The sequence below is a fragment of the Stenotrophomonas sp. GD03877 genome (assembly GCF_029840555.1).
Classification (GTDB): Bacteria; Pseudomonadota; Gammaproteobacteria; order Xanthomonadales; family Xanthomonadaceae; genus Stenotrophomonas; species Stenotrophomonas geniculata.
The window spans coordinates 1-23,386 of the sequence record NZ_JAOCCT010000010.1; the positions used below are offsets into that span (position 1 = coordinate 1).

24 protein-coding genes are annotated in these 23,386 nt (G+C 65.7%); 20 read left to right on the plus strand and 4 right to left on the minus strand.

From position 1 onward, the window contains the following. Positions 1-44: 44 nt before the first annotated feature. The 4 genes from N5D20_RS09590 to flgA all read right to left on the minus strand — a co-directional run bounded on the left by N5D20_RS09590 (position 45) and on the right by flgA (position 2,729). Positions 45-1,265, minus strand: coding sequence for an ATP-binding protein (locus N5D20_RS09590; protein WP_019337422.1), 1,221 nt, complete (start codon positions 1,263-1,265; stop codon positions 45-47). A 91-nt stretch (positions 1,266-1,356) separates the two neighbouring features. Beyond that, on the minus strand, positions 1,357-1,695 hold the full coding sequence (locus N5D20_RS09595) for a flagellar protein FlgN (protein ID WP_197579713.1): 339 nt from the start codon (positions 1,693-1,695) through the stop codon (positions 1,357-1,359). Continuing rightward, on the minus strand, positions 1,692-1,997 hold the full coding sequence (gene flgM / locus N5D20_RS09600; RefSeq protein WP_019337421.1) for a flagellar biosynthesis anti-sigma factor FlgM: 306 nt from the start codon (positions 1,995-1,997) through the stop codon (positions 1,692-1,694). Before flgM ends, N5D20_RS09595 begins: the two co-directional genes overlap by 4 nt. A 75-nt stretch (positions 1,998-2,072) precedes the next feature. Then, positions 2,073-2,729 carry a flagellar basal body P-ring formation chaperone FlgA gene (gene flgA / locus N5D20_RS09605; RefSeq protein WP_197579711.1) on the minus strand — a complete coding sequence of 219 codons (657 nt, stop codon included), beginning with the start codon at positions 2,727-2,729 and terminating at the stop codon, positions 2,073-2,075. Between the two features lie 164 nt (positions 2,730-2,893). Here flgA and N5D20_RS09610 point away from each other — a divergent pair, with 164 nt between their 5' ends. The 20 genes from N5D20_RS09610 to rpoN all read left to right on the plus strand — a co-directional run bounded on the left by N5D20_RS09610 (position 2,894) and on the right by rpoN (position 23,383). Beyond that, positions 2,894-3,838 (plus strand): chemotaxis protein, encoded by a 945-nt coding sequence (locus N5D20_RS09610; protein WP_049436370.1) that lies wholly within the window; start codon positions 2,894-2,896, stop codon positions 3,836-3,838. A gap of 147 nt (positions 3,839-3,985) precedes the next feature. Next, on the plus strand, positions 3,986-4,381 hold the full coding sequence (gene flgB, locus N5D20_RS09615) for a flagellar basal body rod protein FlgB (protein ID WP_010485889.1): 396 nt from the start codon (positions 3,986-3,988) through the stop codon (positions 4,379-4,381). Between the two features lie 3 nt (positions 4,382-4,384). Beyond that, positions 4,385-4,792 (plus strand): flagellar basal body rod protein FlgC, encoded by a 408-nt coding sequence (flgC, locus tag N5D20_RS09620; protein ID WP_010485892.1) that lies wholly within the window; start codon positions 4,385-4,387, stop codon positions 4,790-4,792. 23 nt (positions 4,793-4,815) lie between these two features. Then, positions 4,816-5,499 carry a flagellar hook capping FlgD N-terminal domain-containing protein gene (locus N5D20_RS09625; RefSeq protein WP_043395609.1) on the plus strand — a complete coding sequence of 228 codons (684 nt, stop codon included), beginning with the start codon at positions 4,816-4,818 and terminating at the stop codon, positions 5,497-5,499. Positions 5,500-5,531: 32 nt separating this feature from the next. After that, the gene (gene flgE, locus N5D20_RS09630; RefSeq protein ID WP_043395607.1) at positions 5,532-6,755 is read left to right on the plus strand and encodes a flagellar hook protein FlgE; all 1,224 of its coding nucleotides are present in this window, start codon (positions 5,532-5,534) and stop codon (positions 6,753-6,755) included. Between the two features lie 32 nt (positions 6,756-6,787). Further along, a complete protein-coding gene (locus tag N5D20_RS09635; protein WP_019337418.1) occupies positions 6,788-7,537 on the plus strand; it encodes a flagellar basal body rod protein FlgF in 750 nt (249 codons plus the stop codon). Positions 7,538-7,640: 103 nt separating this feature from the next. Next, on the plus strand, positions 7,641-8,426 hold the full coding sequence (flgG, locus tag N5D20_RS09640; protein ID WP_005409571.1) for a flagellar basal-body rod protein FlgG: 786 nt from the start codon (positions 7,641-7,643) through the stop codon (positions 8,424-8,426). Positions 8,427-8,448: 22 nt separating this feature from the next. Further along, on the plus strand, positions 8,449-9,141 hold the full coding sequence (gene flgH, locus N5D20_RS09645) for a flagellar basal body L-ring protein FlgH (protein WP_010485899.1): 693 nt from the start codon (positions 8,449-8,451) through the stop codon (positions 9,139-9,141). Between the two features lie 8 nt (positions 9,142-9,149). Then, the gene (locus tag N5D20_RS09650; RefSeq protein WP_099560499.1) at positions 9,150-10,286 is read left to right on the plus strand and encodes a flagellar basal body P-ring protein FlgI; all 1,137 of its coding nucleotides are present in this window, start codon (positions 9,150-9,152) and stop codon (positions 10,284-10,286) included. Between the two features lies 1 nt (position 10,287). Then, positions 10,288-11,487 carry a flagellar assembly peptidoglycan hydrolase FlgJ gene (flgJ, locus tag N5D20_RS09655; RefSeq protein WP_049455063.1) on the plus strand — a complete coding sequence of 400 codons (1,200 nt, stop codon included), beginning with the start codon at positions 10,288-10,290 and terminating at the stop codon, positions 11,485-11,487. An 8-nt stretch (positions 11,488-11,495) separates the two neighbouring features. Continuing rightward, positions 11,496-13,376 carry a flagellar hook-associated protein FlgK gene (gene flgK / locus N5D20_RS09660; protein ID WP_197579709.1) on the plus strand — a complete coding sequence of 627 codons (1,881 nt, stop codon included), beginning with the start codon at positions 11,496-11,498 and terminating at the stop codon, positions 13,374-13,376. Then, positions 13,373-14,581 carry a flagellar hook-associated protein FlgL gene (gene flgL, locus N5D20_RS09665; RefSeq protein WP_088610797.1) on the plus strand — a complete coding sequence of 403 codons (1,209 nt, stop codon included), beginning with the start codon at positions 13,373-13,375 and terminating at the stop codon, positions 14,579-14,581. The genes flgK and flgL overlap by 4 nt, the downstream gene beginning before the upstream one ends. Before the next feature lie 87 nt (positions 14,582-14,668). Next, positions 14,669-16,222, plus strand: coding sequence for a flagellin (locus tag N5D20_RS09670; RefSeq protein WP_197579707.1), 1,554 nt, complete (start codon positions 14,669-14,671; stop codon positions 16,220-16,222). Positions 16,223-16,443: 221 nt separating this feature from the next. Continuing rightward, complete coding sequence (locus N5D20_RS09675; protein ID WP_197579705.1) at positions 16,444-17,994, plus strand: flagellin; 1,551 nt, start codon at positions 16,444-16,446, stop codon at positions 17,992-17,994. Positions 17,995-18,177: 183 nt separating this feature from the next. After that, positions 18,178-19,518 (plus strand): flagellar filament capping protein FliD, encoded by a 1,341-nt coding sequence (gene fliD, locus N5D20_RS09680; protein ID WP_197579703.1) that lies wholly within the window; start codon positions 18,178-18,180, stop codon positions 19,516-19,518. 125 nt (positions 19,519-19,643) lie between these two features. Continuing rightward, on the plus strand, positions 19,644-20,063 hold the full coding sequence (gene fliS, locus N5D20_RS09685) for a flagellar export chaperone FliS (RefSeq protein WP_088610801.1): 420 nt from the start codon (positions 19,644-19,646) through the stop codon (positions 20,061-20,063). After that, positions 20,060-20,350, plus strand: coding sequence for a hypothetical protein (locus tag N5D20_RS09690; protein WP_197579701.1), 291 nt, complete (start codon positions 20,060-20,062; stop codon positions 20,348-20,350). Before fliS ends, N5D20_RS09690 begins: the two co-directional genes overlap by 4 nt. Continuing rightward, positions 20,347-20,925 carry a PilZ domain-containing protein gene (locus tag N5D20_RS09695; protein WP_197579699.1) on the plus strand — a complete coding sequence of 193 codons (579 nt, stop codon included), beginning with the start codon at positions 20,347-20,349 and terminating at the stop codon, positions 20,923-20,925. The genes N5D20_RS09690 and N5D20_RS09695 overlap by 4 nt, the downstream gene beginning before the upstream one ends. A 92-nt stretch (positions 20,926-21,017) precedes the next feature. After that, positions 21,018-21,650: a response regulator transcription factor gene (locus tag N5D20_RS09700; RefSeq protein ID WP_010485918.1), complete on the plus strand. Its 633-nt coding sequence runs from the start codon at positions 21,018-21,020 to the stop codon at positions 21,648-21,650. 323 nt (positions 21,651-21,973) lie between these two features. Continuing rightward, positions 21,974-23,383, plus strand: coding sequence for an RNA polymerase factor sigma-54 (rpoN, locus tag N5D20_RS09705; RefSeq protein ID WP_197579697.1), 1,410 nt, complete (start codon positions 21,974-21,976; stop codon positions 23,381-23,383). Positions 23,384-23,386: the final 3 nt, after the last annotated feature.

The following is a 23,386-nucleotide window of genomic DNA, read 5'->3' on the forward strand; positions in this document are numbered from 1 at the left end:
TACGGCGAAAAGCAGTCGAGCATGGCTCGACTCTACAGAAGCGGTCAGCGCGGCTGCTTCACCGGCAGTACCACGCGGAAGCGCGAGCCGACGCCCGGGGTGCTGTCCAGGTCGATGCGGCCGTGGTGCTTGTTGATGATGCTGTAGGAGATCGACAGGCCCAGGCCGGTGCCGCTGCCAACGGGCTTGGTGGTGAAGAACGGATCGAAGATGCGCTGCCGCAGTTCCGGCGAGATGCCGCCGCCGGTGTCCTCGAATTCGACCCACACGTGATCGCCATCAACGCCGGTGCGCACCGTGATCGTGCCGCGCTCGGCGATGGCATGGCCGGCGTTGAGCAGCAGGTTCATGTAGACCTGGTTCAACTCCGACGGCAGGCATTCCACCAGCGGTAGCTGGCCGAACTCCCGCACCAGGGTGACCTTGTACTTCAGCTCGTTCCAGATGATGTTGATGGTCGATTCCAGGCCTGCGTGCAGGTCGACCAGCTTCCACGATTCGTCGCGGCCGGAATACGAGAAGTCCTTCAGATCACGCACGATGCGGGTGACCCGCTCGATGCCTTCGCGCGATTCAGCCATCAGCTGCGGCAGGTCACGGCTGATGAAATCGATGTCCAGACGGTCACGGATATCGTCGATTTCCGGAATCAACGCCTTCGGGTCCGGCGCGCGCAGGGCGCGTTCGTAGGCTTCGATCACCGTGAATAGGCTGCGCAGGTATTCCTGCAGGCTGCCCAGGTTGGAGTGCACGTAGCCGATCGGGTTGTTGATCTCGTGCGCGACGCCGGCGGCGAGCTGGCCGATCGAGGCCATCTTCTCGGACTGCAGTAGCTTTTCCTGGGTGCCGTTCAGGCGCAGGTAGGCCTGGCGCAGCTCGGCATGGCGCTGCTGCAGTTCGCGTTCGTAGTCTTCCTGCCCCTCGATATGGCGGAACAACGCCAGGAAGTGCCCCTGGCCCACCGGGCCGTGGTGATACAGATGGGCGATGACCACGCCCTCGCCCAGCGGCAGGCTGCCATTCCAGTGACCATGCTGGCGCGCCTGTTCCAGGGCATCAGGCGGCAGCAGTTCACGCAGGCGCTGCGGTGGTGGCAGACCGCCACCCTCGCCGCTGGCCAGCAGGTTCTGCGCGGCCGGATTGGCCAGCGCCACCTGCCCGTCTTCAGTGAACAGCAGCAGCCCTTCGCGCAGGCGCTCAAGCAGGGCCTGCAGCACCGGCTGTGGCGGAAGGGGGGCGGTAACCAGGGCGTTGGCAGCGGACACGGCGACTCGGGGCATTGGAACAGGCGCCCAATATACGCGGTCACGCAGCGGGCTTCAGCCCGCAGGCAGGGGTTGTGCGACCGCCGTCGCCTCAGGCGATGGCGAGTGGGCGCCGCGCAGTGACCGTATGCGACTGGCCCTTGGCATCATAGGAGGAGGAAGCCTCGGTACGCCCCAGCTGGCGCAGCGCCCAATCGACCTCGCGGCGCCGGCGCGACAACAGCACGCCGTTCGCACGATTGCGTTCGGCCAGCTCCTGCAGGTGGTCCCCCTCTCCGAGCGGCGGCGTGCCTTCCAGCGCACGCAGCGCCTCCAGCTTGGCACCGGTCGCCCGGATCAGCGCGTGCACGTCATGGTCGACCAGGGCTTGGCGCTCAACGTCAAGAGCCTGGGCCAGCCGCTGCAGTTGTTCGCTCATCGGCGCGATCATCCGTGCAGCTGCTGGTCCAGCTCGAGCATGCGCGATGCGATCGCGTCCGGATTGATCTTGTAGGTGCCGTTCTGCAGGGACTCGCGCACCGCGGCCACGCGCTGGGCGTCGATCGCCGGGGCGGTGGTCAGCTCACGCTCGATGGCCTGCAGATTGGTGGCCTCGCCGGTCAGGCGCAGACTGTCGGCCGCTTCGACCGGACGTGCTGCCGCATCGGTGCTGACGCCGGGCTTGTTGGCCGGGGTCGTCACGCTGCGCAGTGCCTGGGGGACCTGCAGATTGCCGTCGATTTTCTGGCTCATGGGGTGTCCTGGAGTTGCCGTTCACAAGGGATAACGGCCGCAGGGCCGTGATCTTTAGGGATATTTTGCGGTAAATCAACGCGCCACGATTACGTCACCGGCGGCATCGACCGTGCCCTGCACGATCCGTCGCGAGGACAGGTTCTCTACCGAGACCCGTTCGTTTTCACCGGCATCGCCCATCGCGCGACCGGCAATGCGGACTTCGACCGAGCCGCGACGCGATACCAGGGCCACATTGTCTCCCCGCTTGATGAGACGCTGCACCACCAGATCGTTGTTCGACAGCAGGGCTCCGGCCTGCAACGGACGGCGGGCGATGCGGCCGATTGCTGCGTTGGGATCGGCCAGCACCGCACCGGCAATCCGGGCGGCGTCACGCTGGGCAGTGGTGATATCGGCAGCGGTGAGGGTTTCTCCAGTACCGATTCCGCGATTGAGCACCAGCACGGTCTGGTTGCGCCGCACCTTTACGGGCACGAACAAGCGCCAACCACCGGCATCCGGGCAGCTGACTTCGACCGTGGTGTTGGCGGTGGGCAGCACCTGCAGCGCGCCGCCACACCTGGGCAGGCGCAGCGCATCGGCCACCTGGGCCTCGCCCTCGCTGCCGGCCGGCAGCGTCGACAACGCCGCGGTGCGAATGCTGGCCACCGGCTGCCAGTCGGCGGCAACCGCGCACGGCGAGGCCAGCGCCAGCGCGATGGCGAATAGAGATGTGACCCGGCGCATGGCGCCTCCTGTCGAGGGGATCTGGCCCTGCTGCGTGCAAGCGGTGTGCCAGAGCACTGGCTTTGCCGCGACGAGCCCTACTCCACCCCCACAAAAGGCCGCGTGGAGCGCGCGGGCGGCAGAGCGCCCTCAAGTTCGGCCACTGCGGCGCCGATACAGCAGCCATGTCCCATGACCTGCTCAACCGGATCGACCAGCGGACCCGTCTGGCCGGCCACAACCGCCTGGCGCTGCTGCTGTTCCGTCTCGGCGGACGTCAGCTTTTTGGCGTCAATGTCTTCAAGGTGCAGGAAGTCCTGCGGCGCCCGGAGCTGTTCCAGGTGCCCGGGCTGCCCAGCCAGTTCTCCGGCGTGGCCGACGTGCGCGGCCGTTCGGTGCCGGTGCTGGACCTCGGGCTGGCGATCGGCCATCCCGAGCGCGAGCCCGATGCGGACACCTCGCCCGGCTATCTGGTCGTCACCGAATTCAACCGTTCGATCCAGGGCTTCCTGGTCAGCGGCGTGGAGCGCATCGTCAACATCGCGGTGGAAGACATCCACCCGCCGCCGGAACTGGGCGCCGAATCGAGCTACCTGACCGCGGTGACCCGCTTCCAGGGCGAGCTGATCCAGGTGATCGACGTGGAAAGCGTGCTGGCCGACATCGCCCAGGTACGCGGTGAAGCAGTACTGGACCCGGCGATGGCAATGCCGGCCGACGGCCCGCAGTTGCAGGTGCTGGTGGTGGACGACTCGCGCGTGGCCCGCCAGCAGATCCGCAGCGTGCTGGACCAGCTGGGCGTGGGTGCCACCCTGCTTTCCGACGGCAAGCAGGCGCTGGACCACCTGCTGCAGATCCATGCCTCGGGCGAGAACCCGGCCGAACGTTATGCCATGGTCATCTCGGACATCGAGATGCCGGCGATGGACGGCTATACGCTGACGACGGAAATCCGGCGCCATCCGGGCCTGGCGGGCCTGTATGTGCTGCTGCACACCTCGCTGTCGGGCGTATTCAACAATGCGATGGTCGAGCGCGTGGGCGCCAACGCGTTCGTCGCCAAGTATTCGCCGCACGAGCTGGCTGACTTCGTGCTGGACCGCCTGCGCAAGGTGGCGATGGCGGCGTAAGGCCCTGTCCTGTAGAGCCGGGCCCATGCTCGGCTTGTGCGGCGCCTGAACGAAATGCAGCCGAGCATGGCTCGGCTCTACCAAGACGCACCGTGCTTTGGCACACCCCTTGCAGCTTCCCGGGCAACGTTCCCGTGGGAGTGCATCGTGCGCAACCTGATTACCGACTACCTGGGCGTCCACGCCCAGGCCATGCCGTTGCGCGAACAGCGGATGAAGCTGATCGCCAGCAACCTCGGCAATGCCGACACTCCCGGCTACAAGGCCCAGGACCTGGACTTCGATGCCGCCCTGCGCCATGCCCAGGGGCAGGATGCCAACGGCCTGATGACCACCACCAACGAGCAGCACTACGAGATCAGTAGTGGCCTGAATCCGTTCCAGATCGCGCGCGACGGTGTACAGCCCAGCCTGGACGGCAACACCGTCGATCCCGATGCCGAGCGTGCCGCCTATGGCCGCGCCGCACTCGAATACCGCGCTTCGCTCAGCTTCGTCGAGAGCAAGGTGCGTTCCATGCTGACCGCGATCACGGGGCAATAAGCCATGAGCAACCTGCCGATCTTCGATATCGCCGGCTCCGCGCTGCAGGCGCAGTCGGTGCGCATGAGCACCATCGCCTCCAATCTCTCCAACGCCGATACCGTCGCCGGTTCCGCCGACGCCGTGTACAAGCCGCTGGAGCCGATCTTCCAGGCCGTGACCAGCAAGAACGATCCGAACATCACCTCGGTGAAGGTCAAGGAGATCACCCAGAGCGAGGCCGCGCCGATCAAGCGCTATGAGCCGGGCCACCCGCTGGCCGATGGCGATGGCTACATCTACCAGCCCGACGTCGATCCGGTGGCGCAGATGGTCAACCTGATCTCGACCTCGCGTAACTACCAGGCCGGCGTGGAGATGCTGACCACCGCCAAGGAACTGGCCCTGGCCACCCTGACCATGGGCCGCTGAGGCCCGCAGTACCGGATACCGCCATGACCACCGCCGTCAACAACCAGACCAGCCAGGACGTCTACGCCGCACTCGGCCTGAACGCCCCGAACAGCAACGCTACGAAAAAGAAGAACACGCTGGACCAGGCCGACTTCCTGCGCCTGATGACCGAGCAGCTGCAGCATCAGGATCCGCTGAAGCCGATGGACAACACGCAGATGGTCGCGCAGATGGCGCAGATGTCCACCGTGCAGGGCATCACCGATCTGAACAAAACGGTGAAGGGCTTCCAGGAATCGATGGCCAGCGACCAGGTACTGCGCGGTGCCGCGCTGGTCGGTCACCAGGTGCTGGTGCCGTCGGAAAAGCTGGTATTGGAAAAGGAAGGCAGCGTCGAAGGCACGGTGGCCGCACCCTCGGCCGGCATCGTAACCGTCGACATCACCGACGCCAACGGCACCAAGGTCACCTCGCTGAGCGTAGAAGCCAAGGCCGCTGGTGAAACCGCCTTCCAGTGGGACGGCAAGGACGCCAACGGCAAGCGCATGGAACCGGGCAAGTACTCCATCGTCGCCAACCACGTCGACACCACAGGGAAGAGCACCAAGTTGTCCACCTTCGTGCAGGCCCCGGTGGAGAGCGTGACCGTCGGTTCCGACGGCCTGTACCTGAACCTCAAGGGCCTGGGCACGGCCCCGATCGACTACGTGCTCCGCGTCAGCTGAGCCGCACATTCCGCATCAACCAGGAGCATCCCATGGGCTTCAACGTCTCGCTGTCCGGCATCAATGCCGCCAACACCGACCTGAGCGTCACCGCCAACAACGTCGCCAACGTCAACACCGCCGGCTTCAAGCAATCGCGCGCCGAATTCGCCGACCTGTTCGCCTCCACCAGCTACGGCCTGTCGAAGAACCAGACCGGCTCGGGCGTCCGTGTTTCCAATGTCGCCCAGCAGTTCATCCAGGGCCACAATGAACAGACCGGCCGCAGCCTGGACATGGCGATCTCCGGTGAGGGCTTCTTCACCATGAACATGAACGGCTCGCGCGTGTACTCGCGTGCCGGCAATTTCCAGACCGATTCCGCCGGTTACGTGATCAACCCGCAGGGCGCGCGCCTGCAGGTGTTCGCGCCGAATGCCGATGGCACCAACTTCGATGCAGGCCGTCTGGTCGACCTGCAGCTGCTGACCACCGACAGCCCGCCGAAGCAGACCAGCGAAGTGAAGGTCGGCTTCACCCTGCCGGCCAACGCCAAGCAGCCGACGGTCGCAAATTTCGATCCGACCGACTCCAACAGCTACAACCATTCCAGCGGTGGCATCACCGTGTACGACTCGCTGGGCGTCAGCCATATCCAGGTCTCGTACTTCGTGAAGGGCGCCAATCCAAACGAGTGGACCGTGCACAACTACGTGGACGGCCAACCGGCCGGCACCCCGACCGCGGTCGCCTTCGATAACAGCGGCAAGCTGACCACTCCGGCCAACGGCAAGGTCAGTCTCGGCACGTTCACCCCGACCACCGGCGCCGGTCAGCTCAACATGACGCTGGATATCAGCGGCTCGACCCAGTACGGAGAGAAGTTCGCTCTGCGCAACACCCAGCAGGACGGCTACGCCGCCGGCAAGCTCAACGAGATCACCGTGTCGGAAACCGGCGTGGTCTATGCCCGCTATTCCAACGGTGACGACAAGCCCCTCGGCCAGGTCGCACTGACCACGTTCAACAACACGCAGGGCCTGGAGCAGAAGGGCAACAACCTGTGGGTGGAGACGTTCGAGTCGGGCACGCCGCGCACCGGCATGCCGGATACCTCCAACCTCGGCAAGATCCAGGCCGGCTCGCTGGAAGCGTCCACCGTCGACCTCACCGAGCAGCTGGTCAACATGATCACCGCGCAGCGCAACTTCCAGGCCAACGCGCAGATGATCACCACCCAGGATCAGATCACCCAGACCGTCATCAACATCCGTTGATGACGCGCTGACCTTGTCACGGAACTCCCCGCATGGATAAAGCCCTTTACGTGGCGATGACCGGTGCCCGCGCCTCCCTGCAGGCGCAGGGCACGCTCAGCCACAACCTCGCCAACTCCGACACCCCCGGCTTCAAGGAAGCGCTGGCCAACACTGAAGCCTTCCCGATCCGTGGCCCGGGCTTTGCCTCGCGGGTGGATGCGCTGCATGTCGACGCCGGGTTCAACCGCACGCCCGGCTCGCAGCACATCACCGGCAAGCCGCTGGATCTGTCCCTGCAGACCGGCACCTGGCTGGCCGTGCAGTCCAGTGACGGCAGCGAGGCGTACACGCGCGGCGCGGCGCTGTCGGTGACGCCGAACGGCCAGCTGGTGACCTCCAGCGGCCGTCCGGTACTGGATGACAACAACAACCCGATCGCCATTCCGCCCTACCAGGCGATGGAGATCGGTGCCGACGGTACGCTCTCGATCATCCCGCAGGGCGAAGGTCCGCAGACCATGGCGCAGATCGGCCGCATCAAAGTGGTGCAGGCACCGGATGAACGCCTGGAGCGTGGCCTGGATGGCCTGTTCCGCAACACCGACCCACGCCAGCCGTTCGCACCGGCACAGGGCACGGCTGTGCACAGCGGCCAGCTGGAAGGCAGCAACGTGGACGCCGCTGGCGCGCTGGTACAGATGATCCAGCTGCAGCGCCAGTACGAAATGCAGGTGCAGGTGATCAAGCACGGCGACGAGAACGCGCGCAGCGCCAACAGCATGCTGCGTCTGGGCAGCTGACGGAATTCCGGCGCCGGCTGATGCCGGCGCTGGCACACCGCTTGCACACCCGCATTCAAGGGCCGCACCACGCGGCCGGCTTCACCCAGACAGGACACCGAAGATGAACCAGGCATTGTGGATCGCGAAAACCGGACTGGATGCGCAGCAGATGCGCATGTCGGTGGTTTCCAACAACCTCGCCAACACCAACACCACCGGCTTCAAGCAGGACCGTGCCAGTTTTGAAGACCTGCTGTACCAGCAGGTGCGCCAGCCCGGCGGCTCTTCGTCGGCGCAGACCCAGTTGCCGACCGGCCTGCAGCTCGGCACCGGCGTGCGCGTGGTCGCCACCGCCAAGAATTTTGAACAGGGCGGCCAGCAGCAGACCGGCCGCGCCCTGGACGTGATGGTCAACGGCCGCGGCTTCTTCGAAGTTCAGATGCCTGATGGCAGCTCGGCCTACACCCGTGATGGCTCGTTCAAGATCAACCAGGACAGCGAGCTGGTCACCAACAGCGGCTACCCGGTGCAGCCGGGCATCCAGATTCCCGAAGGCGCACAGTCGGTGACCATCGGTACCGACGGCACCATCAGTGTGAAGATGGCCGACGGTGCGGCGTCGGTGGAAGTGGGTGCGCTGACCTTGACCGACTTCGTCAATCCGGCTGGCCTGCAGGCTCGCGGTGAGAACCTGTTCCTGGAGACCACCGCTTCTGGTCCGGCACAGAACGGCAACCCCGGACTCAACGGCCTCGGCACTGTGGTGCAGGGCGCGCTGGAAGGCAGCAACGTCAACGTGGTGGAAGAGCTGGTGTCGATGATCGAAACCCAGCGCGCCTACGAAATGAACGCCAAGGCGATCTCCACCACCGATTCGATGCTCGGCTACCTCAACAACAAGCTCTGACCGGCCAAACCGGGAAACTGCCATGTCGCCCATTTCCAACTTCGCCCGCACTGCCCTCGCCTGCGCCGTGGCCGCCCTGCTCGGTGGCTGCGTGATCGCCGGCGACGTGCGTCCCTACCCGACGATGGCACCGATCCAGCCGATCATGCCGCCGCAGGCCCAGCCGACCGCGGGTGCCATCTATGCCGCCGGCCCGACCCTGCAGCTGTATTCGGACCGCCGCGCACGCGATGTTGGCGACCTGCTGACCATCACCCTGCTGGAAAACACCACCGCGCAAACCAGTGCGAATACCGCCACCAACAAGGAATCGAACCTGAGCCTGGGCACGCCGTCCATTCTCGGCGCGCCGGTCACCCTCGGCGGCAAGGATATCCTGAGTGCCACGGCCAAGGGCGCGCGTGACTTCACCGGCAAGGGCAACAGCGCGCAGAGCAACCGCCTGCAGGGCAGCGTCACGGTCACCGTGGTCCAACGCCTGCCCAACGGCAACCTGGTGGTACAGGGACAGAAGAACCTGCGGCTGAACCAGGGTGATGAACTGGTGCAGGTGCAGGGCATCGTCCGCCCAGGCGACATCAGCCAGGACAACACCATTCCGTCCAGCCGCGTGGCCGAGGCCCGCATCGTCTACGGCGGCCGTGGCCCCGTCGCGCAGTCCAACGCGATGGGCTGGCTGAGCCGCTTCTTCAACTCCGGCCTGACGCCGTTCTGAGTATGGGCATGAAACTCTTCTCCTCTTCCTCCTGGCAGCGACGCATGGCGTCGCTCTACTGTGGCGTGCTCATGGTCTTCGCAGTGGTTGCCCCGGCCAGCGCCGAGCGCATCAAGGACTTGGCCCAGGTCGGCGGCGTGCGCGGCAATGCGCTGGTGGGCTATGGCCTGGTGGTCGGCCTGGATGGCAGCGGCGACCGCACCAGCCAGGCCCCCTTCACCGTGCAGAGCCTGAAAAACCTGCTTGGCGAGCTGGGCGTCAACGTACCGCCGAACGTCAACCCGCAGCTGAAGAACGTGGCGGCGGTGGCGATCCACGCTGAACTGCCGCCGTTCGCCAAGCCCGGCCAGCCGATCGACATCACCGTGTCTTCCATCGGCAACGCGGTGTCGCTGCGCGGCGGTTCGCTGCTGATGGCGCCGCTGCGCGGTGCCGACGGCCAGATCTACGCGATCGCCCAGGGCAACCTGATCGTCGGCGGCTTTGGTGCGCAGGGCAAGGATGGTTCCCGTGTCTCGGTGAACGTGCCCAGCGTCGGCCGCATTCCCAACGGTGCAACCGTGGAACGTGCCCTGCCCGATCCGCTGGCCAATGGCGGCGACATCACCCTGAACCTGCACAACAACGACTTCACCACGGTCTCGCGCATGGTCGCCGCGCTCAACAACGCCTTTGGCGAAGGTGCCGCGCGTGCGGTCGACGGCGTGACCGTGGCGGTCACCGCGCCGACCGATCCGGGCGCACGCATCGGCCTGCTGGCGCGCATCGAGAACCTGGAACTTACCCCGGGCAGCGCCCCGGCCAAGGTGGTGGTCAATTCGCGCACCGGCACCGTGGTCATCGGCCAGCAGGTGCGCGTGGGACCGGCTGCGATCTCGCATGGTTCGCTGACCGTGACCATCCAGGAAAACACCAACGTCAGCCAGCCCAATGCGCTGTCCGGCGGCCGCACCGTGGCCAGCCCGCAGTCGACCATCACCGCCACCAACGACGGCAGCCGCATGTTCAAGTTCAGCGGCGGCACCACCCTGGACGAGATCGTGCACGCGGTGAACGCCGTGGGCGCAGCACCAGGCGATCTCATCGCGATCCTGGAAGCCCTGAAGCAGGCCGGCGCCCTGAGTGCCGAGCTCGAGGTGATCTGATATGCGCATCAATCCCGCATTCGATCTGCACCCGGCGCAACAGAACGATCCGGCCAAGATCGACAAGGTCGCGCGCCAACTGGAAGGCCAGTTCGCGCAGATGCTGGTCAAGAGCATGCGTGACGCCAGCTTCGGCGACTCGCTGTTCCCCGGCGAGAACAAGATGTTCCGCGACATGTACGACCAGAAGATTGCCGAGGCGATGACCCGCGGCAAGGGCCTGGGCCTGTCGGGCATGATCAGCCGGCAGCTGTCCGGGCAGGCCGCCGAGGGTCCGGCGCTGGATACCCGCGTGGACCCGGCCAAGGCCAGCCGTGCTTACCAGCTCAATGCACCGGCCAAGCCGGCCCCGTCGCTGCCATTGGAAGATGGCAGCCAAGCGGTGCGCCTGCTGCAGCAGATGGCCGCCGGCGCCCAGTCGGGCGCACACGCCGCGGTTGCGCCGATGGAACAGGCGCTGGACCTGATCGCCGGGCGCGAAAGCAGCAGCATGCACCGCTCGCTGGGCACCGAAGATCCGTACATCGGCAGCCTGCAGGGCGAGGACTGGGCCGCCAGCAGCGACCAATGGGCGGCCACCGCCAGCAACCGCGGCACGGCCATCAGCCCAGCCGATGCGATGGCCACGCGCACCGCCGTCGCCCAGCTGGGCGAACACACCCCGGAAGGTTTCGTTGCCAGCATCTGGCAGCACGCACAGAGCGCAGCCAAGGAGCTGGGCGTGGATGCCCGCGCCCTGGTCGCCCAGGCGGCGCTGGAAACCGGCTGGGGCAAGCGCCACATCAAGCATGCCGACGGCAGCACCTCGCACAATCTGTTCGGCATCAAGGCCAATGGCTGGAACGGCCAGCGCGCCACGGCCGGCACCCACGAATATGTCGATGGCGTGCGCCGCAACGAGACCGCCAGCTTCCGCGCCTACAGTTCGCCGGCCGAGAGCTTCGCCGACTACGTGCGCCTGCTGAAGACCAGCCCGCGTTACCAGCAGGCCCTGCAGGCCGGCACCGACGTGCAGGGCTTCGCCCGCGGCCTGCAGCGCGCTGGCTATGCCACCGATCCACGCTATGCGGCCAAGATCGCCGCGATCGCCGGCGGACCGACCATCGAGCGCGCCGTCAGCGCCGTCGCCGATGCCGGCTCGCGCCTTGGCCAGACCTTCGCCAGCACCGCAACTGCGGCGCTGGGTATCACTCGTCGTTGAGGAACCCCATGTCCAGCGTACTTTCCACCGGTACCGGTGCCCTGCTCGCCTTCCAGCGTGCATTGGCGACCACCAGCCACAACGTCGCCAACATCAACACCCCCGGCTACAGCCGGCAGAAGGTCGACTTCGCCACGTCTGATCCGCAGAACTACGGCTTTGGGGACGTTGGCAGCGGCACCCGCATCACCGACATCCGCCGCGCTGCCGACCAGCTGGCCATCTCGCGCCTGCTCGACAGCAGCGGTGAGCTGGCGCGCCTGAAGCAGCTCTCCGGCATGGCCGACCGGGTGAATGCCCTGTTCTCGGACCCGGCCACGAATGTCGCCGGCTCCTGGTCCAACTTCTTCGATGCCGTCAGCGGCCTCTCCTCGAACGCGGCCGGCACGGCCGATCGGCAGAGCCTGCTCGATGGTGGCAAGGCCTTGGCAAGCCGCTTCGTGCAGCTCAACACGCAGATGAACAACCTCGGCAGCGAGGTCAACAACGGACTCATCGCCGGTGCCACGGAAGTCAATCGCCTGGCGCAGGAGATTGCGCAGATCAACGGAGCCATCGGCACCAACATCGCCAATGCTGCGCCGGACCTGCTTGATCGCCGCGATCAGCTGATCTCGCAGCTGATCGGCTACACCGGAGGCACCGCCGTTGTCCAGGACGGTGGCGTGATGAACGTCTACACCGCTGGTGGCAATGCGCTGGTGGTGGGCACGACGGCGTCCAAGGTCACCACGGTGACCGATCCGTACCAGCCCGAGCGCCTGCAGCTGGCGCTGGAGACACAAGGCAATACCATCACGCTCGACCCCAAGGCTGTGGGCGGAAAGATCGGCGGCATGCTGGAGTTCCGCGACACCGTGCTGACCCCGGCCCAGGCCGAACTCGGCAAGCTCGCCGTCGGCCTGGCCGAATCCTTCAACCAGGCCCACCACCAGGGCGTCGACCTGTACGGCAAGATGGGGGGCGACTTCTTCAACATCGGCAACCCGCGCGTTACGCCCAACGCGGGCAATACCGGAACCGGCAGCCTCAGCGCGACCTACGGCGACCTGTCCAAGCTCGAGGCACAGAACATCGTCCTCAAGTTCGATGGAACCCAGTGGCAGGCCACCCGCGCCGACACGGGTGCCACCGTTGCACTGACCGGTACTGGCACCGCTGCCGATCCGCTGGTGATCAATGGCGTCATGCTGGTGGTCGGCGGCACCCCGGCGACCAATGATCGTTTTCTGCTGCAGCCCACGGCGGGCGTGGCCGGGAGCCTCGAAACCGCCATCACCGATCCCTCCCGCATCGCCGCTGCCGCTGCGGTCAAGGGCACGGCTGCATTGGCCAACACGGGCACCGGGAAGCTGACGGGCGTCGCCGTCAACGACGCGTCCAATCCGAACCTGCGCGACCCCGCCGCAATCGTGTTCACCTCGGCGACCACCTACACCATCAACGGTGGGCCGCCGCAGACCTATACCCCAGGCCAGACCATCAGCGCCAATGGTTGGAGCTTCGTGCTGGACGGTGCGCCGAAGGTCGGCGACACCTTCAGCATCAGCCCTACCCCTGCAGGTTCGTCGGACAACAGCAATGCGGCAAAGCTGGCCAAGGTCGAGGACGCCAAGGCATTCAACGGGGGCACCGTCACGCTCAACGGAGCGCTTGGTGGATTGACAACGCAGGTGGGCGCCGCTGCACGCTCGGCCGAGTACTCGCTGGACGCACAGCAGGTCATCACGGACAAAGCCCAGGCCGCGCGCGACGAGATCTCCGGCGTCAATCTGGATGAGGAAGCGGCTGACATGCTGCGTCTGCAACAGGCCTATCAGGCCGCCTCACAGCTGATCTCCACCGCCGACAACATGTTCCAGACCATCCTGGGAGCCGTCCGTCGATGAGCAGCCGAATTTCCACCGGGATGATGTTCAACCAGTCGGTGTCACTGATGCTCGCCAAGCAGTCGAAAATCAGCAACCTGGAGCAGCAGATCGCGACTGGCAGCAAGATCACCTCCGCCAAGGACGACCCGGTCGCTGCGGGTACGGCCGTCGGCCTGGACCGCGTCGTGGCAGGGCTCGAGCAGCTCGGCAAGAACGCCAACAGCGTGCAGAACCGACTTGGCCTGCAGGAGAACGCTCTGGCACAGGTCAATGAGCTGATGTCGCGCGCCGTGGAGCTGAGCATCCAGGCCAACAGCCCGGTGCCCAAGGCCAGTGACCTCAAGGCAATCGTGAGCGAGCTGAAGACCATCCAGGAAAGCCTGCTGTCGCTGGCCAACTCCCGGGACGGCAGCGGCCGCTATCTCTTCGGTGGCAGCAACGATGCTGACGCCCCGTTCCAGCGGAGCGGCGGCACCGTCACCTACAGCGGCGACCAGAACCAGCGGCAGGTGGAGGTTGCGCCCGGCCAGCTGGTCTCCGACGCCCTGCCCGGCAGCGAGATCTTCATGCGCATCCCCACCGGCGATGGCCGTGTGGATGCCAGCGCCGCTGCCGGCAACACCGGCAGTGGCCTGTTGACCTCGGTCAGCCGTGACGGCAGCGGCAGCTGGGCCGGTGGCACGCTCAACGTCCGCTTCACCGGCACGGCCGAAGGCGCCTATGAGGTGGTTGATGGCAGCGGCACGGTGGTCGGCAGCGGCACCCACAAGCCCGGCGAAGACATCGTCGTTGGCGGCGTGCGCATGCGCATCGAAGGCAAGCCAGCCGCAGGTGATCAATTCAACGTCAGCGACGCGGGTAGCCGCGACATCTTCTCCACCCTGGACAAACTGGTCGCCGCACTGGAATCCGACCCGTCCACTGAAAGCCAGCGCACGGCGTTGCAGAACACCCTGCAGTCCAGCATCCGCGACCTCAACCGGGCCTCGGAAACGATGATCGACGCCCGCGCCAAGGGCGGCGCCCAGCTGGCCGCCATCGATACCGCAGCCAGCGCCCGCGAAGCCACTGCCGTCACCGTCAAGAGCACGCTCTCGACGATGCGGGACCTCGACTACGCCGATGCCATCGGCCAATACAAGCTGGAGACCGCCGCACTTCAAGCCGCCCAGACGATCTTCAGCCAGATGCAGGCGATGTCCCTGTTCAACAAGATCCGCTAGTCCCTTTCCCCGTTCCATCCGCCTTCCAGCACGGCGCGCCCCGCGCCTTCCACAACGAAACATACCGAGCAACCACGGAGAAGCACCATGGCACAGATCATCAACACCAACACCATGTCGCTGAATGCTCAGCGCAACCTGTCCACCAGCAGCAGCTCGCTGGCCACCTCGATCCAGCGCCTGTCCTCGGGCATGCGCATCAACAGTGCCAAGGACGACGCCGCCGGCCTGGCGATCTCCGAGCGTTTCACCACCCAGATCCGTGGCATCAACCAGGCCGCGCGCAACGCCAATGATGGCATCTCGCTGGCACAGACCGCTGAAGGCGCACTGGGCGAAGTCGGCAACAACCTGCAGCGCATCCGCGAACTGGCCGTTCAGGCCCGCAGCGCCACCAACTCGGCTTCGGACCGCCAGGCGCTGAACGCCGAAGTGCAGCTGCTGAAGCAGGAAATCCAGCGCGTTGCCGAGCAGACCAACTTCAACGGCACCAGCCTCCTGGACGGCAGCTTCACCAACCAGGCCTTCCAGATTGGTGCGGACCAGGGCCAGACCATCAACATCTCGCAGATCACCAATGCGAATGTGCACAAGCTCGGCGACTGGACCAGCGCCTCGACCCCGGCAAGCGTGGCAGGAAAGACAGCAACCGGCGGCGCCGAGGCTGCGGTTCCGACGACTGTTGGTCCGTCGGGTGCTTTCACGGATGTGACTGCAGGATCAACCGGGTTCACTTTCTCGGTAGGTGGAATCGAGATCTACTCTGCACCCGCTGGCGCAGTAGTCACGGCTGCAAACATCGCGAATGCGCTCGATCAGAAGCAAGATGCACTCGCTGCAGCGGGAATTACGCGTACAGGTAGCGTCTCAAGCACCGGCGGTCCGTTGTACTTTTCGCGCGCCGACGGAAACGATCTTGAGATCATCATGACGGGAGCGGGTGCTGGCGAGGGCTTCGCAAATGCACCATTCATTGGTAATCACAGCACTGGCAAACCTGCAGTCGCTGCTGATTTCCCCGCCATCACTGCCGGCCAGCTGACGCTGACCAAGGCCGACGGCACTGGCGTGGTCGACATCAACGTGGGCGCTGCCAAGAACGCCTCGGAGCGCAACACGCTGCTGGTGAACGCCATCAACGCCAAGACCCACGAAACCGGCGTCACCGCATCGCTGATCGACGGGAAGGTGCAGCTGGAAAACAAGGAAGGCAACTTCACCATTGGTGGCTCGCTGAGCGCCACCGCGCTGGCCAATGCCACTGGCCTGACGGCAGGCAGCAGCGCCACCAATGGCACGTCGTTCGCTGCAGGCACGGCGCAGACCGGCTTTGCCGAACTGGACATCTCCAACCAGGCCAACGCCGACAATGCCATCCTCGCGATGGATGCCGCGCTGCAGTCCGTCAACTCGGCGCGTGCCGACCTCGGCGCGATCCAGAACCGCTTCACCTCGACCATCGCCAACCTGAACACCAATTCGGAAAACCTGTCGGCTGCGCGCAGCCGCATCCGCGACGTTGACTACGCACAGGAAACCGCCGAACTGACCCGTGGGCAGATCCTGCAGCAGGCTGGCACGGCCATGCTGGCCCAGGCCAACCAGGTGCCGCAGAACGTACTGCGCCTGCTGCAGTCGTAATACCCGCACCACCGAGCTGGAACCAAGCCCCGCCATGCAGATGGCGGGGCCTTTTCGTTTGACCCGAGAAAAAAGGATCGAAACTCCGCTAAAGGCCGGAGGGGTAGTGCCGTTATTGATTTCAGCAGCGGTAGCACACCCCTTGGGGGGACGCCAGCCACTGCCCCCCGAAACCGGTCAGGCTGCTCTGCCGGACACACTGCCTACAAGGAAACCGCACCATGGCACAAGTCATCAACACCAACACCATGTCGCTGAACGCCCAGCGCAACCTGGGCACCAGCGGCGCCAACCTGGCCACCACCATTCAGCGCCTGTCCTCGGGCATGCGCATCAACAGCGCCAAGGACGATGCCGCCGGCCTGGCGATCTCCGAGCGCTTCAGCACCCAGATCCGCGGCGCCAACCAGGCTGCCCGCAACGCCAACGATGGCATCTCGCTGGCCCAGACCGCCGAAGGCGCGCTGGGTGAGATCGGCAACAACCTGCAGCGCGTCCGCGAGCTGGCCGTGCAGTCGCGCAGCGCCACCAACTCCGATTCCGACCGCCAGGCCCTGAACGCCGAAGTGCAGCTGCTGAAGCAGGAAATCCAGCGCGTCGCCGAACAGACCAACTTCAACGGCACCAACCTGCTGGACGGCACCTTCACCAACCAGGCCTTCCAGATCGGCGCCAACCAGGGCCAGACGATCAACATCTCGCAGGTCGCCAACGCCAACATCAGCAAGCTGGGCAACTGGACCACCGCGTCCAAGGCCGCCACCGCCACCGGCGCCGTACCGGTGGGTGGCGCCAAGGACGCTGTTGCGAACGCGACGGCCGGCACGATCGATGGGGCCAGCCTCGTAGACGCAACTGGCGCTGACGGAGCGAGGACGTACGATGCATTCTCGTTCAATGTGTCCGGCGTCAAGATCGACGTGGCAGGGGTGACTGGAGGCGCAGATGTCGCTGCTGCCAGAGCGTCGATGGTCACCAACATCGGAAACGCGCTGGCTGCGAAGTCCAGCGAACTCGCGGCGGCTGGCGTCTCCACCTCTGTTGCCTCCGGCGCCATCACCATCTCCAACTCGGGCGAAGCATTCAAGATCACTGGCGCTCCGTTTGTCGCAGCTGGCGTTGATGTTGCCGTGGCCACCCAGGTAGCAAAGGCAGCAGACTTCTCGACCGGTGTTGCTGCTGGTGAACTTCAGATCAGCAAGAGTGACGGTTCGGGCTTCGTTGACATCACCGTCGGCGCATCGAAGACTGCAGGCGATCGTAGCACCGCACTGGTCAACGCCATCAATGCGAAGACCCACGAGACGGGTGTCACCGCCTCGCTGGTGGAAGGCAAGCTGCAGCTGACCTCGGAAAAGGCCGACTTCGAAGTGAAGAGCAGCCTGACCGCTGACAAGCTGAAGGATGCTACCGGCCTGGCCACCGGCACCGCCAAGTTCACGGCAGGCAAGGCCGCTGAAGGATTTGCCGATCTCGACATCTCCTCGAAGGACGGTGCGGACAACGCCATCCTGGCAATGGACGCCGCCCTGAACTCGATCAACTCCGCCCGCGCCGACCTGGGTGCGATCCAGAACCGCTTCACCTCGGTGGTTGCGAACCTGAACACTTCGTCGGAGAACATGTCGGCTGCCCGCAGCCGCATCCGCGACGTGGACTACGCCTCGGAAACCGCCGAGCTGACCCGCAACCAGATCCTGCAGCAGGCCGGTACCGCCATGCTGGCCCAGGCCAACCAGTCCAGCCAGAACGTGCTGAGCCTGCTGCGCTGATCCAGCGGTAGCAGGAGGCAACAACGGGAAGGGGGCGAAAGCCCCCTTCTTCGTGTCCGGAGGCGGATTGGCATGGGCCTTGCACATGGTTGGAGAGCGTTTCCACGCTCAAGCTCGCCCCTCCCAGGCCGATAGCAGGTGCAGCACACCCGCACGGCCCGTCCAAGAAAAAGGATTCCCCTCATGGCCATCGGCACGATTGGTTCCGGCCTCGACATTCCCAACCTGGTTGCACAGCTGACCGCCAAGGAACGCGAGCCCCGGGAGAAGCAGATCAACTCGGCAGGCGTTGCCGCCAGTGCCAAGCTGTCGGCGCTTGGCACCATCAAAAGCGGAATGACCAGCCTGCAGAGCGCGCTGAAGACCCTGGTCAAGGGTGTGGCCACCCCCGGCCTGAAGGTCAGCACGCCGACCGAATCGAACTTCACTGCCACCCTCGATACCAGCACCACGGCAGGCAAGGCCGCCGCAGGCAGTCACCAGGTGGAAGTCAAATCCCTGGCGCAGAACCAGAAGCTCAGCTCCAAGGCCTATACGAAGGATGCCGTGGTTGGCGACGGTACGCTGACGATCGGCTACGGCGACAAGTCCATAAGCGTGAACATCGAACCCGGCGCAACACTCGAGAAGATCGCGGCCGAAATCAACTCCGCCGCCGAGAGCAAGGGCGTCACCGCGGCCGTGGTTACCGCCGACGATGGCATGCACCTGGTGTTGACCGCCGTTGATTCCGGCACCAAGGGCGCGCTGAAGGTCAGCGCCAGTGGCGGCAATGGCGGACTCTCCGAACTGGCCTATGACGGCACATCGGCGTCGAAGATGACCGAGATGGTGCCCGCCAAGGACGCTGTGGTCGTGGTGGATGGCTTCACCCGCACCAGCAGCTCCAACACCATCACCGATCTGGTGCCCGGCATCAGCCTCACCCTGACCAAGGCGAAGGAAGGCGAGACGCAGACGCTGACCGTCACTCCGGACAACAGCACGCTGAAGACCAACCTCACGGCCTTCATCACCGCCTACAACGGCATTCAGGCGACACTGAAGAGCTCCAGCGCCTACAACGCCGAGACGCGCACTGCATCGACCATGACCGGAGATGCCATGGTCCGCGGCCTGCAGCAGCAGCTGCGCGCCCAGCTGAGTGCGAACGTCAACGATCTCAAGGATCTGGGCATCACCATTGCTGCCGATGGCAGCATGAGCCTTGATGGCGCCAAGCTCGACACGGCGTTGGCCAAGGACCCCGAGGCCGCCACCAAACTGTTCGGTGCAGAGGGCGCACTGGGCAAACCGATGACCGAACTGCTCAAGAGCAGCCTGGACGCGACCACCGGCACGATCACCCAGCGCACGGCGACGTTGAACAAGCAGATCAAGGCGCTCGAAAAGCAGCTGGACGAGCTGGACAAGAACATGGAAAAGGTGGCCGACCGCTACACCAAGCAGTTCACCGCGATGGAAAAGATGGTCACGCAGATGCAATCGGCCGGCGGCTCGCTGATCCAGCAGCTCGGCAACTGATTTCCAGGCATTTTTCCGGCGCAGTCGGCGCTCAAGTAGAGCCCCGGCTGGGCCGATAACCCGTTAGACCCGTGCCGAATCCCACCACCCACGCGGATGGGCAGGCATTCCAGGAGACTTCCCCTATGTACGGTTCCAATCGGCAGTTCGCCGAGCAGTACCGAAAAGTCGGCGTGACCACCTCGGTCGTCGATGCCGATCCACACAAGCTGGTGGCATTGCTGCTGGCCGGTGCCTGCGAGCGCATCCGCACGGCTGAAGCGTCGCTGCAGCGCAATGACCAGGCGCGCAAGGGCAAGGCCATCGGCGAAGCCTGCGCCATCGTCGGCCACCTCAACGGCTCGCTCGACCATGAAGCCGGTGGTGAGATTGCCGGCAACCTGTCGGCGTTGTACGACTTCGTCATCATGCGCCTGACCGAGGGCAACCTGCACAACGATCCAACCGCGCTGAAGGAAGCGCTGGGCTTGATGGTGGAGATCGACTCTGCATGGAACGCAATTCCGGCAGACCAGCGCCAGGTGACCAAGGCGGTGGGGCCATGAACCTGCAATCGATGCATGACGCCCTCGATACACTGGAAGCAAGCCTGCCAGGCGAGGACCACGAAACCAGCGAGCGCCTGATGGCCGCGCACCTGGAAGCAGTTGCCGCGCTGTCGCTGGTTGTCGAGCGCCCCAGTGATGCGTCCATCCTCGCGTTGCGCGACCACCAGCAACGCGTGCTGGCACGCATGATCTCCCTGCGCGACGAAGCCGCCGCGCACCTGAAGCACACCGGCCGCTCCCTTCGCGCGGCGCATGCCTACCTGCAGGCAGAATCGCTGGCATGACCCAACTGCCGACCACGTCGCTGCACCACCCGGCCGAAAGCGAGCTGTTCGACGAAACGCTCAGCTGCGAGCTGGCGCTGCCGGCAGAGTTCCAGGCAGGCAGCGCCGCCGGTCGCACCAGTAGTGCCGAAGGCCTGCTGCGCAGCCTTGCCCTGGTCGAGGACAGCCGCGCAGACGAGCATGACGACCGCAACGAAGCCAGCCTGCAACTGCAACGACTGGAAGCCAAGCTGGACCTGGCGATGGTGCTGCTGGGCCGGCTGGTACGCCAGCAGGGCCAGGAACTGACCCTGCGCCCGGTGCGCTGGTCACGGCGCGGCATCCGCCTGCAGCTGGGTCCGCGCAGCGGTGCCAGCACCGGCCAGGCCGGCGTGGTGCGCCTGCAGCCGAGCGACTGGCTGCCCGACCATATCGACCTGCCCGTGGAAGTGATCGCCGAAGCGGCCGACGGCGGCGGTGGCCACTACCTCTGGCTGCGTTTCCAGCGCCTCGGCGATGGCCTGGGAATGGCGATGGAGCGGCATCTGTTCCGCCTGCATCGCCGCCAGGTGGCCGAAGCACGCCGCGCCCGCTGAAACCTGCCACCATGGCGGCGGATGGGCAAGCCTTGGCGCGCCCGTTCAGCTAAGTTAAGGTGGACTCCCCTACACGGATCTGTTGCGTGCCTGTGCGAGTTCTCATCGTCGACGATCACACCCTCGTCCGCGCCGGCCTGGCGCGGCTGCTGCAGGGGTTTGCCGACGTGCAGCTCGTCGCCGAGGCCAGCAACGCCGAACAGGCACTGCAGCTGGCCCTGCAGCACGCACCGGATGTGGTGCTGATGGATCTGTCGCTGCCCGGCCGCACCGGCCTGGAAGCCCTCAGTGACATCCGCCTGCGCGCTCCCGGCACGCGGGTGGTGATGATGACCATGCACGACGACGCCGCGCACGTGCGCGATGCACTCGATCGCGGCGCGGTCGGGTTCCTGGTCAAGGATGCCGCGCCGCAGGAGCTGGAACTGGCGCTGCGTGCCGCGCACGCCGGACAGGTGTTCCTGAGCCCGCAGATCTCCGCCAAGATGCTGGCACCGATGCTCGGTCGCGAGAAACCTACCGGCATCGCCGCACTGTCGCCGCGCCAGCGCGAGATCCTGCGCCGCATCGGCAAGGGTGAGAGCAACAAGGAGATCGCCGCCGACCTCGGCATCAGCGTCAAGACGGTGGAGACCCACCGCGCACGCATGATGGAATCGCTGGGCTGCCGCCGCGCCAACGATCTGCTGCTGCTGGCCGCGCGCCACCAGCACGAGCTGGAGTGATTGCCTGCGAATGGGGTCAGATCCCTTTCCGCAGGAAAGGGATCTGACCCCTGCCCGGCACTGCACCGGCGACGAATTCCCGTCACCCTGACACGCTCCGACAGGAACCCGTACACGGCGCAGCCCGGTCAACCCGGCAACCACACCGAAAATCAGCAACTTAGGCGCGATCATCGTCAACATTCCGCGCCGATGTAGGGAATACCCCTACATCCTGTCAGGACATTCACGAAGCCCCTCAGGAACCCCCTGATTCCGCCCCCGCCGGATCAAAAGCAAGATGCGTTCCACAAGGCGCCGGGGAGCGGTGCCGGGGAACCACGATGAAGGCTGCACTCTCGACCCAGCTGGGCCAACAACTTCACCTTACCCCGCAGTTGCTGCAGTCGATCCGGCTGCTGCAGCTCGATGGGCTGCACCTGGAACAGGAAATCCAGCGCCTGCTGGACTCCAATCCGTTGCTGGAGATCGAAGAGGCCGACGCGCCCGCAGCCGATGCCACCGAGGCCAGCGCCACGACGATGGACACCGCCGCCTTCGACGAGCTGCCGGAGTCTTCGATGTGGGACGTGGCCGGCGCCAGCTGGCAGGACGGCGACGACGACCGCATGGCGCGCATTGCCGCCGGCGAATCGACCGACCCGCAGCTGCGTGTGCTTCAGCGCCTGTCGCTGGACATGGACGACCGCGAACTGGCGGTGGCCGCGTTCTGGCTCGATCACTGCGACGAGGCCGGCTACCTGCAGGCACCGCTGGGCCAGCTGCAGTTGCTGGCCAGCGCCCAGTTCGATATCGCGGCCGACGGCGTGGAAGCCATCCGCCAGCAGCTGCTGCACGGAGAACCCGCTGGCATGGCCGCGCAGGACCTGCGCGAAGGCCTGCAGGCACAGCTGCGCAGCCTGCACGGCGTGGTCCCCGCTCGCCATCTGGCCGCCCGCATCCTCGATGGCGCGCTCGATGCGCTGGCCGCCCACGACTACCCTGCCCTCGCCCGCCAGCACGACGCCGAGATCGACGACGTGCGCGAGGCGGTGCGCCTGATCCTCTCGCTGCAGCCGCGCCCGGGCGACAGCCTGCTGCCCGAACGCAACGCGGTGGTGGTGCCGGACGTCGTGGCCTGGCACGCCGATGGGCAATGGAAGGTGGCACTGAACCCGGCCACCAGCCGCCGCGTCTCGATCAACAGCCAGTACGAACAGGCGCTGGCCGAAACCAGCGAAGCCGCGCCGGCACTGCGCGAGATGCTGCAGGAGGCGCGCTGGTTCAGCCGCGGCCTGTCGATGCGCTACGACACCCTGCTGCGCACCGCGCGGGTGATCGTCGAGCGCCAGGCCGCCTTCCTGGTGCGTGGCGAAGAGGCGATGGCCCCGCTGACCCTGAAGGAAGTGGCCGAGGAAATCGGCATGCACGAGTCCACCGTCTCGCGCATCACCACCGGCAAGTTCCTGCAGACCCCGCGCGGCACCTTCGAACTGAAGCACTTCTTCGCCGTGCGCCTGGAAGGCGCCAGCGTCTCCGGCCAGGCCGTGAAGGCCATGGTCCGCCGCCTGATCGACGCCGAACCGGCCGGCCGGCCGCTGGCCGACGAGGCCATCGCCGGCCTGCTGTCGCGCCAGGGGGTGAACATTGCCCGCCGAACCGTCGCAAAATACCGAGAACAACTGGACATCGCCCCGGCCCGTGAACGGCGCCGGCTTGGCGCCAGGCAACCGCAGCTGGCCCGGGTGGGCTGAAAA